The sequence below is a fragment of the Myxococcus qinghaiensis genome, assembly GCF_024198215.1.
GTDB classification, from domain to species: domain Bacteria; phylum Myxococcota; class Myxococcia; order Myxococcales; family Myxococcaceae; genus Myxococcus; species Myxococcus qinghaiensis.
On record NZ_JAKCFA010000002.1, the window covers coordinates 156,212 to 169,613 of the forward strand.

Here is a 13,402-nt window from a genome sequence, read left to right on the forward strand (position 1 = left end):
TGGTCATGGAAAGGTGCGGAAAAATGCTCGTTTACGAGGGCCGATGCCTCTATCTTCGTGGCCAGACAGGTGTCAATGAGCCAGTCCGACTCCAATCTAAACAGCCAGCGGCGGTTGCAAGCCATGATACGGAGGCCGGCCAAGGGAGGGAGCGCTCCTTGACGCCGGCCGCCGACGTTGCGGGCCGAGGAGGCGGGGGGTATCAGATGCCCCGCGTCCGGAGACCAACAGAGGTCGTCGACCGTTTACTTCGAAGATGATCGGAGCTGGGGGGATGGGCGGGGCGCGCGTTTTCGGGGCGCGGTGACAACAAGGATGAGAGGGCCAGCGCAGGGTCGGCCCCCTACCGAGGGATTTCATGCAGGGCCACGACCACGAAGACATCAAGGACAAGGACGAGGTGCTCGCCCGCTACATGGCCCAGCACGGCCTGAAGAGCACGCGGCAGCGCAGCCTCATCATCGACACCTTCTTCGCCGTGGGGGGCCACCTGTCGGTCGAAGAGCTGTGGAACAAGGTGCGCGCGCAGGACGCGAAGGTCTCCGTCGCGACGGTGTACCGGACCATGAAGCTGCTCAACGAGTGCGGCCTGGCCCACGCCCGGAACTTCGGCGACGGCCAGACGCGCTACGAGGCGGCGGCGGGGAGAGATCACCACGATCACCTCATCTGCACCCGGTGCGGCACCATCATCGAGTTCGAGAATGATCGCATCGAGAATCTCCAGGACGCGGTGGCCAAGAAGCACGGCTTCGCGGTGACGTCGCACAAGATGGAGCTGTACGGCCTGTGCCGGGACTGTCAGCGCGGCATTCCTCCCGACCCGGAAGCGTGAGATGGGCGCCGTCGCGCGAGCCCTGGCCTGCATCGCCCTGCTGACGCTGGCGGGGTGCCGGGGCACACGGCCGGTGGACGCCGGGCCCGCCTTCCTCCAGTCGCTGGCCCTGCCCTCGGTGGGGCCCACGCGCCACGACGTGCGCAAGCTCCAGGGCAAGGTCGTCCTCGTCTCCTTCTTCGCGACGTGGTGCTTCCCGTGTCTGGCGGAGATGCCGACGCTGGAGGCGCTCCAGCGCGACTACGGCGCCCAGGGGTTTCAGGTCGTCTCCGTGGGGATGGACCTGGAGGGCGCCAAGGTGCTCCAGCCCTTCGCGGACCACTACGCCCCCCGCTACCCGGTGCTGCTGGCCTCTCCGTGGATCATCGAGGGCCGCAGCCCCTTCGGCCCCATCAAGGGGCTGCCCACCACCGTCCTGTTGGACCGGCGAGGCCGCGCGGTGGCCGGCTGGCAGGGCGTGGAAGGGCACGACGACGTGGCGAAGGCGATTGAGAAGCTCCTGAAGCAGGACTGAGCGCGCGAAGTCGCCGGGTGCTACAGGTCTGGAGCGGATTTCTTGCGAGGGCGAGGCTCGCGGGTATCGTCGCCGGCGTTCATGACGGCTCGCGGAAAGCTCCTGGTGGTGGCGGTCGGTGTGGCGGGGGCCTTGAGCCTGCTGTCGGTGGCGGATGCCAAGGGCTTCCGCCGCTACCTCTCCTTGCGACAGGACGTGGACGCGCTCCAGCAGCGCAACTCCTCCCTGTCCGAGCAGAACGAGGCGCTGCGACAAGAAATCGCCGCCTTGCGCAAGGACCCCGCGGCGCTGGAGCGGGCCGTCCGTGAAGAGCTCGGCTACGTGAAGCCGGGCGAGCTCGTCTTTCATCTGGAGTCACCATGACGTCGCTGAGCGCGTTTCCGTCGCCCGGAAGGTTGCTGCGTCATGCCGTGCGGCTCGTTCCCGCCGTCGCGGGGCTGGCCACCTTCCTCCACCTGGCGCGCGGCGGTTTCCGAGGCCTGCAGACGCTGGGCTGGACGGAGGCCGCGCTGGTGTTGTTCCTCCTCGTGGGCATCGCCGTGGCGGCGTGGCGCCGGGCCATGCGCGGCTCGGTGGGCGCGGTCATTGATTTGCGGGATGACCTGGAGCTGGGCGGCGGGCTGGTCGCCGCGGGCTTCATCGTCGTGGCGATTGGGGGAGGGGAGCTGTTCCCCATCGTCTATCTCCTGATGGCGTTCCTGGTCGCCTTCCTGCCGCGCAACGCGGGGCTGACGCTGTTGGGCGTGGCGCTGGTGTTCGACGCGCTGGTGACGCTGGGCGGCCCGGTGCCGAACGGGGCGAGCTTCGCGATGCACTCGGCGTTCCTCGTGCTGTTCGCGGGCCTGTACCACCTGGTGCTGGCGTCGCGCATCGCCGTGGCGCGCCGGGCGGAGAACGACGCGGTGCAGAAGCGCATCCGCGAGGTGGAGGAGCGCGCGCGCACCTTCCGCCTGGTCAGCTCCGGCACGGCGGACAGCTTCAGCGGCATGAGCTCCGACGAGAAGTGGCTCGTCGCCTCGGTGAAGGAGATTGAAGGCGCGGTGCACGCGGCGCTGGAGATCGCCGAGACGGGCCTGCGCACCCACACCTGCGCGGCCTTCCTGCTCGCCTCCGACGACCGCAGCCTGAAGCTCTACGACTGCCGCTCCGGCTCCGAGCGGGTGCAGCGCGAGCGGTTCGGCGCGGGCGAGGGCATCATCGGCGGCGTGCTCAAGCGCCGCGCGCCGGTGCGGATGAACTCCCCCCAGGGACTCAAGGGCGTGACGTACTACGAGGGCAGCGGCCCCCACGTGCAGGCCCTGCTGGCGGTCCCCATCATCGAGGGCAGCGGCCTGGTGCGCGGCGTGCTCGTGGCGGACCGGCTGGCCCATGAGCCGTTCAGCGACCAGGACGAGAAGCTCCTGAGCACCATCGCCGGCGAGGTGCTGCGCTCCATCGAAGTCGAGCGGGTGATGAGCTACATCCGCAAGACGCGCGACGAGAAGGACCGGTTCTTCAAGGCCATCGAGGAGCTCAACCGCGCGGGCAGCCCGGAGCAGGTCTTCGTGGCGGTGCTGGAGAGCACCCGGCAGCTGGCGGGCCTGGACTTCTGCGCGGTGACGCTGGTGTCGGAAGTCGACGGCAAGCGGATGCACCGCGTGGCGCGGATGACGGGCGTGACGGCGCAGGGCAAGGCGCTGGAGGGCCGCTCCTTCCCGGACAACAACGGGTTGGTCGCCAACGTGGTGCGCTACGGCGCGCCGCTGCCGGGGCGGGACTTGAAGGCCATGGACCGCCAGGTCATCTTCGACGACGAGACGCAGATTCGCGGCCTGGGCGCGCTGAAGATCTTCCCGCTGGTGGCGGGCGACCGCATCCTGGGCACGCTGGTGGCGGGCTCGCGCAAGAAGGCGAACTTCGAGCAGGACGTGCTGCGGATGATCGAAGTCATCGCCATCCAGGCCGCGCAGGCGGTGCTGCGCGCACAGCTCTACGAGCAGATGGAGCGGATGGCGACGACGGACGGCCTCACCGGCCTGTTCAACCACCGCACCTTCCAGACGAAGGCGGACGAGATTCTCGCGCAGGCGCGGCGCTACGAGCGCAAGTGCTCCGTCATCCTCACGGACGTGGACCACTTCAAGAGCGTCAACGACACCTACGGCCACCCGACGGGAGACCAGGTGCTCAAGGGCGTGGCGCGCATCATCAAGTCCATGGCGCGCGACACGGACGTGGTGGCGCGCTACGGCGGCGAGGAGTTCGTCATCGTCATGCCGGAGACGGACGCGAAGGGCGCGTACACCATCTCCGAGCGGATTCGCGAGGCGGTGAAGGCGGAGATCTTCCAGACGGAGATGGGGCCCCTGCGCATCACCATGTCGCTGGGCATCGCCACCTTCCCGGACCACGGGATGGAGAAGCAGCAGCTCATCGACCTCGCCGACCAGTGCCTCTACCACTCCAAGCGCAACGGCCGGAACCAGTCCGTCACCGTGGCGCAGATGCAGCAGGGTGGCCGGAAGCTCCAGGCCGTGGAAGCGTCGTAGTCCCCCAGCCCCGGCTCGGAGAGCCCCTGTCTTCGGGACTCCCCGAGCCCAAGTCGAACGGCCCTTGTGGGTCGACGACTACAGCGACTGGAGGAACTTCAGCAGCGCGGCGCGATCCGCGGAGTTCATCGCGACGAAGGCGTTCTTGGAGGCGTTGCCCTCGCCCCCGTGCCAGAGGATGGCCTCTGTGAGGTTGCGAGCGCGACCGTCATGCAGGTACGCCTCGCCGCCGCTGACGCCCGCCGTCAGGCCGATGCCCCACAAGGGGGGCGTGCGCCACTCGGCGCCGGAGGCGATGCCTTCGGGCAGGTTGTCCGCCAGGTCCGCGCCCATGTCGTGCAGGAGCAGGTCCGTGTACGGGCGGATGGTCTGCCCGCGCAGCTCCGCGTTCGGGTGGAAGGCGCTGGTGGTGAGCGAGGCCGCGTGGCACTTCGCGCAGCCCGCGTTCGCGAACAGCGTCTCGCCGCGCAGGGCGGTGGTGTCGCGCAAGTCTCGCCGCGCGGGCACGCCGAGCAGCGCCACGTAGCGCACCATCTTGTCCAGGTCCGTGTTGTTCAGCTCCTGGCTGGAACCCGCGCACCCCTGCTGCGAGGGGCCGCAGTCGCCGGTGGGGAACACGGCGCTGGTGACGCCGATGTCCCGGTTGAGGGCCTCGGCCACCTGGTGCTTGAGCCGGGCGATGCCGGCCTTCCACCCGAAGCGCCCCAGCCGCGTCTGGCCCGTCTCCGGGTCGACGACGGCCTGCATGCGGCCGGAGATGCCGTCACCGTTGCTGTCGTTCGGGTCCGCGAGCCCCGCGACGGTCGTCTCCGGTACCGCTTCCAGCAGGCCCAGGCCCACGAGCTGCGGCGTGATTCGCGCCGAGTGGTTCGTGGGGATGACGTTGAGGAAGCTGTAGTTGGGCCGGCGCAGCTCGTAGCCCGTGCCGTCCGCGAACTGGCCCGTCCGGGTGGTCCAGCTGGCGATGCGCACGTCCGCCTCGGGCGTGCCGCTGGTGCTGCGCGGCTGGAGACGGAAGCCCAGGAACGGGTCCGCCGTCACCGTGGAGCCGTTCACCCGGCCCACCTTGACGACGTAGTTGCCCAGGGTGGTGTTGACGGCGGGCGGCAGGCCTCGGCCATTCTGCACGTGGCAGGAGATGCAGGAGCGGGAGATGTAGTGAGGCCCCAGCTTGTTCACCTGCGACGACAAGCCGGGGTTGCCCGGCTCCGAGTGGCTGCCGTCGCTGAAGTCGGTGTGGTGCAGGCGACGGCCCTCGACGAAGGGCTGCGCGTTGACGGGCGCCATGTTCAGCGCCATCTGCAGGAACCGGTTCCTCGGCTCGTTGGAGTACGGGTAGTTCAGCGTGGTGCGGCCACCCGACCAGCCCGCCGCGGGGAGGGCGAAGGAGTCCAGGATGGCGCCCTGGCCCTCGAAGGGGACGATTCCCGCGCTGCCCACGATGTAGAGCAGGGCGCGGCCGTAGTAGTTGAAGCGGCCTTCCACCGGTTGCCGAAGGAAGACGCCGGCTTCGATCTCCATCCGGTCACCCACGCGGATGGCCCGGCCCTCCTTGGCGTTGAAGTTGACGCTCGCGGTGTAGAGGAAGTCGTTCACCCGCTCGAACGTCCCGTTGTGGAAGTACTCCGCCACGGTGTTGAGGCCGCGGAAGAAGGCGCGGAAGTTCGTGCCCTCGTGCGGATACACCGTGTGGAGATTCACCCGGATTTGACTGCCGCCCTTGGCGACCTCGTCGAAGATTTCGAGCCAGAAGGTGCGGTTCTCGAAGTATCGCGCCAGGTAGTGGTCATACGCCTGGTACTGGGACTCGCGCGCGTGCCTGTCACGCACACGGTCGCCTACGCGGGTGATGAGCGCGGTCGCCGTGTCCTGCGTCGTCGCGGGCTCCAGCGCGGTGCCGCTGTTGAAGAGGGGGATGATGTTCCCCACGTCGGGCGGGGGCCCTGCGTCGGGGGTGCCGGTGCCGGCGTCCGGGGTGCCGGTGCCGGCGTCGGGTTGCGATGAGCCCGAGTGCGTGTAGCGCGCCCAGGTGGTGTCGTACGCGCAGTTACAGGCCACGTCCCAATAGGTGAAGGAGTAGTCGACGAAATCACCGGTGATGAGGCCGCTCACCGTGAACTGGTTGCGGCCGCCGGTGACGACCATCCTCACGTTCTGCTGCAAACCGTTGTTCACCTTGTAGTGGATGTCTGCCCACGACGTGGTGTCGATGAAGAAGATGGCGGACGAGCCAGACGGCTGCGCGCCAGTGGTGGCGGCGCTCGCGGAACTGGCCGCGCAGGCCGCCATCAGCAATGCCACGGCCACTCCTGTTGCTCTCTTACGCATGCGTGTTCTCCAGGGGGATCCTCCGCATGGTGGCTTCGGCTTTCTCCACCATCCGAAGGAAGTGGAGTGTTAGCCGAGAAGCCAAGAATTCCTATGATGTTCGGAAAATTTATCTACTAGTGATATTTTCCGGACATCGGTGACAGCCCGGACTTGCGTCCTGATGCGTTGCGTTGAAGCGCGGCTGGGGCAGGATGCGCGCCGCTCATGCCCCCCGTACCCCTGGCGGTGACGACCAGCACCAAGGTGGATGCCGCGCAGCTGCAGGAGGCGCGGGCCGTGGCGGCGCGGTGGGGGCTGCCGTTCCTGCCGCGTCGCGCGAAGGAGGGCATCGCCCCCTGGCTCGGGACGAAGGTGGAGGCCCTGCTGGTGGTGGGTGGGGATGGGGTGACGCTGTGGGAGCCGGAGGGCTCCTTCGGGTTCCATGCGGGCATGGCGCACCTGCGGCTGATGCGCCTGCGGGCGGGAGAGCCGGACACCTTCGTGCGGGTGGCGGAGCTGCGCGCGGGGGACTCGGTGTTGGATTGCACGCTGGGCCTGGGGCAGGACGCGCTGGTGGCGTCGCTGGCGGTGGGCCCGTCCGGGCGCGTCGTCGGACTGGAGAAGAGCCTGGCGCTGTGCGCGGTGGCGGGGGAGGGGCTGCGGCGCTACGAGCGCGGGGCCGACTCGTGCGTGGTGGAGGTGGTGCACGCGGACGCGCGCGAGCACCTCAAGACGCTGCCGTCGGATTCGTTCGACGTGGTGTTCTTCGACCCGATGTTCGCGAAGCCGAAGAAGGCCCAGCCCGCGTTCGAGGTGCTGCGTCGCTTCGCGGAGCATGCGCCCTTGTCCGCGGAGACGCTCGAGGAAGGTCGACGCGTGGCGCGCCGCTGGGTGGTGGTGAAGGGCGCGCGCTACACGGATGACCTGCGCAAGCTCGGGCTCACTCCGGAGCCGCTGTCACGCTTCTCCGATGTCGCCTGGGGGCGCGTGGCCGCGCATCCCCAGACGACGTGACACCGTCGCGAGCCGTCAGTCCTTCCCAGCGCCCTTGGGCGGACCTTCTCCACCCATGGGCGACAGCCGCGCGGACAGCGCACCGGCCTGCTCGTGCGGCATCTGGTCTCTCGGCGAGCGGTAGTACTGCATGGGCGAGTGATGCAGGAAGTTGGAGACGCGGCTCGTGTAGAGACACGCGTACTGCTCCACCTGGTAGCCGAAGCGGCTGTTCTCGTTGCCTTCCTTGAACAGCAGGCCCCAGTACGGGTTGAAGCCCTCCTCGACGTCCTCCTCCAGCGTGTCGGCGATGCCCGTCGCGTCCTTCAGCGCGCGACGCATCTTGTCCAGCTCCGACTTCAGCTGCCGGCGCTGCTCCTCCACCGACTCGCGCTCCTCGGGCGTCAGCGGCTCTCGCTCCAGCCGCCGCTCCAGGAGATTGAGCAGCGTCTTGTGGTGGTTGACCTCGTCATCCAGACGCTCGCGGAGGATCTCCATCTGGGTGAGGGTGCCAATCTCCTCGCGCCGCGTGGCGGTGTAGGTGATCTCATCTTCAATCTCCTGCACCACCATGCACGTGCGCCACAGCGACGACTTCTTCGACTTCAAGATGTCGCCGTAGATGTGGTCGCCGACGTACAGGATGTTCTCACCCCGGTAGCCCGTGAGTTCCTCGAAGCGCGCCAGGTTGCCGCCCGAGTACGCCTTCCCCCGGTCCAACGACGTGGCCTCGCCCACGGAGCGACCTTCCTCCGTCGACGTGTCCAGCTCCAGGAACGGCCGCGCGTCGGTGAAGAAGCCCGGCTTGCCCGCGGCCGTCACCACGACGTCGAAGTAGTTGCGCCAGCTCGGGTACTCCGGCAGCTGCCCGTCCAGCAGGTACTTCATCACCGCGTCCGTGTAGTCCCACGCCGAGTTCGTCAGCAGGAACAACCGCTTCCCACCCGAGCGCAGCTTGTGCAGCGCGGGCCCCAGCTCCGGATCCAGGAACACGTACCGGCCCAGGTCCTTGCGCACCTCGCGCTTGAGCGAGTTGTCCCGGTGCACCGCGTCGATGGCCTCGCGGATGTCGTCGTAGAGCTTGCCGTAGTCGACGCTCTGCCCCAGCGACTCCAGGAGTTCGATGATGCCCGCGAACAGGCACGTCTCCGGCAGCGCGAACAGCGTGTCGTTCCACGCGAACTGCGGGTTGCGCAGCCGCACGCGCTTGTTGCGGTACAGCTCCCGCTGCACCTCCGACTTCAACGGACGCAGCCCGTGGTACGCGCGGCCCACGTGGCCGAAGCGGTCCATCTTGAGGATGTTTCCGTTGAGGCGGTCCACCGCGAGCCCGCGCATCACGAAGTGGTGGTCGTAGAGCAGGTTCCCCACCAGCGGAGGGTAGTGGTACTCGCTGATGAGCTTGGCCAGCGTCATGTCGAACGACAGCTGCTCCAGCCGGCGCATGTGGTAGATGGCCAGCGTGTAGTCCATGTCGAAGCCAATCAGCTCGACGCCGGACATGCGCAGGTTGCGATTGACGAAGACCTCACGCGCCCTCGGCACGGTGTCCCGGGTGGGGGCACGCGGCGTGGTGAGCAGTCGCGTCAGTGCCTCATCCTCGAGGAGCTGCTGGGCGTGCTGGGCCGCTGACTCCGCGCGCGCGCGGTTGAGAGGTGAACGAAAGCTCCCATGCAGCGGGTCCGGAGAGGGCCCGCCGGGGATCGGACGGAAGGGGGACAGGGTTGGAGCCACGGGACATCCACACATAACACGCGTACGTGTCCGCGGCTCGGTCCTTGAGGGCCCCCGACGGGCATGGCACGCTCCTGGACCGCGATGCGTTCGCCCGTTCGACGTCAACCCTCGGAGTCTCCCGAGGAAGTCCATGCGCGCCTGGCCACCCGGGTCGCCGCGCTTGAAGACCGGGTGCGACGCCTGGAGGCCCGGCTGCGCGCCGCGGCTCCTCGTCCTGGCGTCAGTCCTGGGAGTCCCTCCTCCGGGCGGGCGGCCGAGCCCTCGACGACGGTGTCCCGGCGAGCGCGCCCGCGCTGTCCGGGCTGTACCCTGGAGCTGCCACCAGGCCGACGCGGCGAGTCGTGCGTCTGGTGTGGCTTCGTCTTCTCCGCAGTGCCCCGCCGCCGCCCGGCGCGAAAGAAGCGATGAGCGCCACGTATCGTCTGACGGGTCGAATCGAGTCCGGAGAGCTGGCGGAGCTCTACGAAGCCGTCCAGGCCCCTTCGGCCGAGGTGGTGGTGAAGCTCTTCCACCCCAAGACGTCGGACCCCGCCTACGCGCTGGACCTGGCCGAGACGACCCGTCTGCTCCAGTCCGTGCGCCACCCCGGCATCCTCCACGTCGTGGACATGGGCGTGGCCCGTCAGCGGCTCGCCGTGGTGCGCGAGGACGTGGACGGCGCGCTCCTGGGCACCGCGCTCCAGCGCCTGCACACCAAGGAGGTCGTCCTCCCCTCGGCGGTCGCGCTCTACATCGTCATCCAGCTGCTGGACGCCGTGCAGCACGCGCACGACGCGGGCGTCCTCCACGGGGCCATCACCCCTGGCAACGTGGTGCTGGGCCGCAATGGCCTGCCCGCCATCTGTGACTTCGGCGCGATGCGCGCGCTCCTGGCGGTGCCGCAGCTGCGCAAGTCCTTCGCGGGCCGGGGCCGTGGGACGTACCGCGCGCCCGAGGTCACGCGCGGAGAGGCCGCCACGGAGTCCTCGGACGTGTACTCGCTGGGGGCCATCGCCTACGAGCTGCTCACGCAGCGCGAGCCGGTGATTCCCGGCAGCGGCGGCGTCTCCACGCGCCGCAGCGAGGGGCTGCCTCCGCCCAGCCGGTTGGACCGTCGCATCAACGCCCGGTTGGATCCGCTGGTGCTCCGCGCGCTGGAGCCCAACGCGGGGCGGCGGTTCCGCTCCTGCGCGGAGTTCTCGAACGCGCTGCGCAACTTCCTCTCCGCCAGCGGCGGCATGCCGGGCGCGGACGACGTGCGCCGCTTCGTCACCGAGCTGTTCCCCAACGAGGTCAGCGTCGCGAGCCTCGCGGCCCCGCCGTTCAAGGAGCCATTCTCGCTGGAGCCCATCTCCGGCGCGGAGATGGATGACCTGGGCCTGGGCGCCGAGGAGCCCGAGGCCTCCATCGTCCAGCGCGCCCCCTACAGCCGCGCGCTCACCGAGACGGAGGCCCGCGCGGCGACGGTGGAGTCAGCGCCCGGCTTCGAGGAGTACCGGCCGGAGGACTACGAGCCGGATATCGCCCCGTCCGCCGCGAGCGCTCCGGAGCCCGAGGCGCGCCTGCCCGAAGGCGACTGGACGGAGGGGACCCGGAGCGTCGGGGCCGAGCAGAGCTGGGACGCGCCTCCGGGTGCCGCTCCCGCCAAGCCGCGCCGTCCGCATGGCGCCCAGGGTGGCGGAGCGGGGCAGGGGGCCGCGCGCCCCCAGGGCCGCAACCCGCGCATGCGCGTCGTGGAGGACTTCTCTTCTCCGAGCCCGCTCTCCGACGATGACGAGGAGTTCTCCGTCGCCGGCCGCCGCGCCGCCGCCCGCGCCAAGCGCGCGCCGCCCGTGGAGAAGGGGCCGCGCACGCTGCCGGACCCGTTCCCCGCGGTGGCCCACCCGGGACAGCGCGACGACATCGCGATGCCGCCGCCTTCCGCGCCCGCGCTCCCCGCGCAGCAACCCCCGCGGGTGAACACCCAGCAGGCGCGGAGCATCCGCGAGACGGAGCATCGTCGCGGCAGGCTGGTCGCCATCGCCGGAGTGCTGGCGCTCATCGGCCTCACCACGTTCATCATCGCCGCGTGGCGCCTGGGAGGCAGCGAGACGTCGCAGGAGCCGGAGACGGCCGCCGACGTCCCCGTCCTCCCGCCGGACCCCACGCCGATTCCCCGCCCCGCGCCGCCGCCGAAGGCCGCCGCCACCCGCGCGCCGGAGCCTCGGGAGGAGGTGGAGGAGACCGTTGTCTCGCTCAACAAGCCCCCCGCCAAGGTGCGCGGCTACCTGACCGTCGAGTCCAACATCCCCGCGAAGGTGTTCCTCGATGGAGACCTCATCAGCCGCACGACGCCCGTGAAGCGCTACCCCGTGCGCGTCGGCTCCTACGAGGTCTTGATGATCGCGCTGTCGACCGGTGAGGTGAAGAAGATGCCGGTCCGCATCGTGAAGGGCAAGACCCACCAGGTGCACATGCTGGACTTCCGCGTGCCCCCCCGACGGTGACCATGGACCGCACTCGCATCTTCGTCGTCGAGGACCAGCCGCAGCTGCTCAAGAACCTGCTCAAGGTGCTGAGCACGTTCGAGGAGCTGGAAGTCGTGGGCAGCAGCCAGGAGGGCGAGTCCGCGGTGGAGGACATCGTCCGCCTCCGTCCGCAGCTCGTGCTGTTGGATCTGGAGCTGCCGGGCATCAACGGCATCCAGGTGACGCAGAAGGTGAAGCGCCGGGCGCCGGAGGTGGAGATCCTCATCCTCACCTCGTTCGACGACGAGCAGAAGGTCTACGAGGCCATCCAGGCCGGCGCGTCCGGCTACCTGGTGAAGCGCGTGGGACCGGAGAAGATTCGCGCCGGCATCCACGAGGTGATGGCGGGCGGCACCGTGCTGGAGGCCATCATCGCCCGTCGCTTCTGGAACTACTTCCAGTCCATCCAGGGCAAGCCCGCCACGCCGGAGAAGAAGGCGGACAACCCCTGGAAGCTGACGCCCACCGAGTTCGAGGTGCTGGGCTACGTGGCCAAGGGACTCTCCAACGCGGAGGTCGGCCACGTGATGACGCTGGAGCGCCGCACCGTCCGGACACACCTGTCACATATCTACCGGAAGATGGGCGTCAACTCTCACGTGGAAGCAGTCGTGATGGCCCTGCGTGAAGGTGTCGTGGACCTGTAGCCCCGCCCTGTATACGTTGGGGGCCTATGCGCAAGGCTTCCCCGAAGACCACCGCCCCCGCCCGCGCCGCGGACCCCGCCCTCCAGTCCCTGTTCGACGTGCACGAGGCCACGCTTCCCAATGGCCTCCAGGTGAGACTGCTGGCCAACCACCTGGCCCCCGTCGTCAGCCTCTACACCTTCTTCAACGTGGGCAGCCGCAACGAGCGCCCCGGCATCACCGGCATCAGCCACCTCTTCGAACACATGATGTTCAACGGGGCCAAGAAGTACGGCCCCAAGATGTTCGACAAGACGCTGGAGTCCAACGGCGGCAGCTCCAACGCGTACACGTCCCACGACATGACGGTGTACTACGACGACTTCGCCTCCGACGCGCTGGAGACGGTGCTCGACCTGGAGTCGGACCGGATGCGCTCCTTGCGCATCTCCCAGGAGATGCTGACCAGCGAGCGCGAGGTGGTGAAGGAAGAGCGCAGCGTCCGCATGGACAACGACATCGGCGGGATGATGGGCGAGGAGCTGGACTCGCTCGTCTACAAGGCGCACGCGTACCGCTGGCCGGTGATTGGCTGGCTGGCGGATATCGAAGCCATCACCCGCGAGGACTGCCAGGCGTTCTTCCGCACCTACTACGCCCCCAACAACGCGATGCTCTACATCGCGGGTGACATCGACCCGAAGAAGACGCTGGCGCTGGTGCGCCGCTACTACGGCGATATCCCCCGGGGCCCCGCGCCGCTGCCCGTCATCAACGCGGAGCCCGAGCAGCGCGGTGAGCGTCGAGCCACCGTGCGCCACCCCGCGCAGTCCCCGGCCGTGATGATCGGCTACCGGGGCCCGCCCGCGCGCGACGAGGACACGCTGGCCCTGGACGTGGCGCAGTACGTGCTCACGAAGGGGGAGGGCAGCCGCCTCACCCGCTCCATGGTGTACGAGCAGAAGGTGGTGGTGGGCGTGGGCCTGGACTGGGGCTGGCGCATCGACCCCGGCACCGTCCTCTTCTTCCTGGAGCTCAAGCCGGGCGCGGACCCGCAGAAGGCGGAGGCCTCGCTGTACACGGAGCTGGAGAAGCTGGCGCGTGACGGAATCACGGACCGCGAGCTGCAGAAGGCGCTCAACAACCTGCGCTCGGACCACCTGCGCGAGCTGGGCACCAACAATGGCCGCGCGCATGCCATGGGCAACTACGAGGCGCTGCTGGGCGACTGGCGTCACGTCCTCACGCTGCCCTCGGCCTATGCCGCCGTGACGAGCGAGCAGGTGAAGGCCGCCGTCGCGAAGTACCTCCTCCCCGAGCGGCGCTCCGTCGTGACGCTGCTGCCCGCGCCTTCCGCAGAAAGCTGATTGCCT

General features: G+C 69.0%; 10 protein-coding genes. 8 read left to right on the forward strand and 2 right to left on the reverse strand.

Going from position 1 to position 13,402, the window contains the following annotated elements; translation table 11 throughout:
* Positions 1 to 358 precede the first annotated feature (358 nt).
* From LZ199_RS03290 to LZ199_RS03305, 4 genes are all read left to right on the forward strand, one after another.
* Entirely contained in the window at positions 359 to 835 is a 477-nt protein-coding gene (locus LZ199_RS03290) for a Fur family transcriptional regulator (RefSeq protein WP_253992168.1), read from the forward strand.
* Between the two features lies 1 nt (position 836).
* The gene (locus LZ199_RS03295; protein ID WP_253992169.1) at positions 837 to 1,349 is read left to right on the forward strand and encodes a TlpA family protein disulfide reductase; all 513 of its coding nucleotides are present in this window, start codon (positions 837 to 839) and stop codon (positions 1,347 to 1,349) included.
* An 81-nt stretch (positions 1,350 to 1,430) separates the two neighbouring features.
* A complete protein-coding gene (locus LZ199_RS03300; RefSeq protein WP_163869809.1) occupies positions 1,431 to 1,712 on the forward strand; it encodes an FtsB family cell division protein in 282 nt (93 codons plus the stop codon).
* Complete coding sequence (locus LZ199_RS03305) at positions 1,709 to 3,877, forward strand: sensor domain-containing diguanylate cyclase (RefSeq protein WP_253992170.1); 2,169 nt, start codon at positions 1,709 to 1,711, stop codon at positions 3,875 to 3,877. The genes LZ199_RS03300 and LZ199_RS03305 overlap by 4 nt, the downstream gene beginning before the upstream one ends.
* Positions 3,878 to 3,955: 78 nt before the next feature.
* Here LZ199_RS03305 and LZ199_RS03310 read toward each other — a convergent pair whose 3' ends face one another.
* The gene (locus tag LZ199_RS03310; RefSeq protein ID WP_253992171.1) at positions 3,956 to 6,205 is read right to left on the reverse strand and encodes a di-heme oxidoreductase family protein; all 2,250 of its coding nucleotides are present in this window, start codon (positions 6,203 to 6,205) and stop codon (positions 3,956 to 3,958) included.
* A 207-nt stretch (positions 6,206 to 6,412) separates the two neighbouring features.
* Between LZ199_RS03310 and LZ199_RS03315 the strand changes: the two genes are divergently transcribed.
* On the forward strand, positions 6,413 to 7,201 hold the full coding sequence (locus LZ199_RS03315; protein ID WP_253992172.1) for a class I SAM-dependent methyltransferase: 789 nt from the start codon (positions 6,413 to 6,415) through the stop codon (positions 7,199 to 7,201).
* A gap of 15 nt (positions 7,202 to 7,216) precedes the next feature.
* Here LZ199_RS03315 and LZ199_RS03320 read toward each other — a convergent pair whose 3' ends face one another.
* Positions 7,217 to 8,929 (reverse strand): HAD-IG family 5'-nucleotidase, encoded by a 1,713-nt coding sequence (locus LZ199_RS03320; protein WP_253992173.1) that lies wholly within the window; start codon positions 8,927 to 8,929, stop codon positions 7,217 to 7,219.
* 392 nt (positions 8,930 to 9,321) lie between these two features.
* Here LZ199_RS03320 and LZ199_RS03325 point away from each other — a divergent pair, with 392 nt between their 5' ends.
* Genes LZ199_RS03325 through LZ199_RS03335 form a run of 3 tightly spaced genes read left to right on the forward strand, consistent with a single transcriptional unit; the run spans position 9,322 to position 13,396 of the window.
* A complete protein-coding gene (locus tag LZ199_RS03325) occupies positions 9,322 to 11,382 on the forward strand; it encodes a serine/threonine protein kinase (RefSeq protein ID WP_253992174.1) in 2,061 nt (686 codons plus the stop codon).
* 2 nt (positions 11,383 to 11,384) lie between these two features.
* The gene (locus LZ199_RS03330; protein WP_253992175.1) at positions 11,385 to 12,050 is read left to right on the forward strand and encodes a response regulator; all 666 of its coding nucleotides are present in this window, start codon (positions 11,385 to 11,387) and stop codon (positions 12,048 to 12,050) included.
* 26 nt (positions 12,051 to 12,076) lie between these two features.
* Positions 12,077 to 13,396 (forward strand): M16 family metallopeptidase, encoded by a 1,320-nt coding sequence (locus tag LZ199_RS03335; protein ID WP_253992176.1) that lies wholly within the window; start codon positions 12,077 to 12,079, stop codon positions 13,394 to 13,396.
* Positions 13,397 to 13,402: the final 6 nt, after the last annotated feature.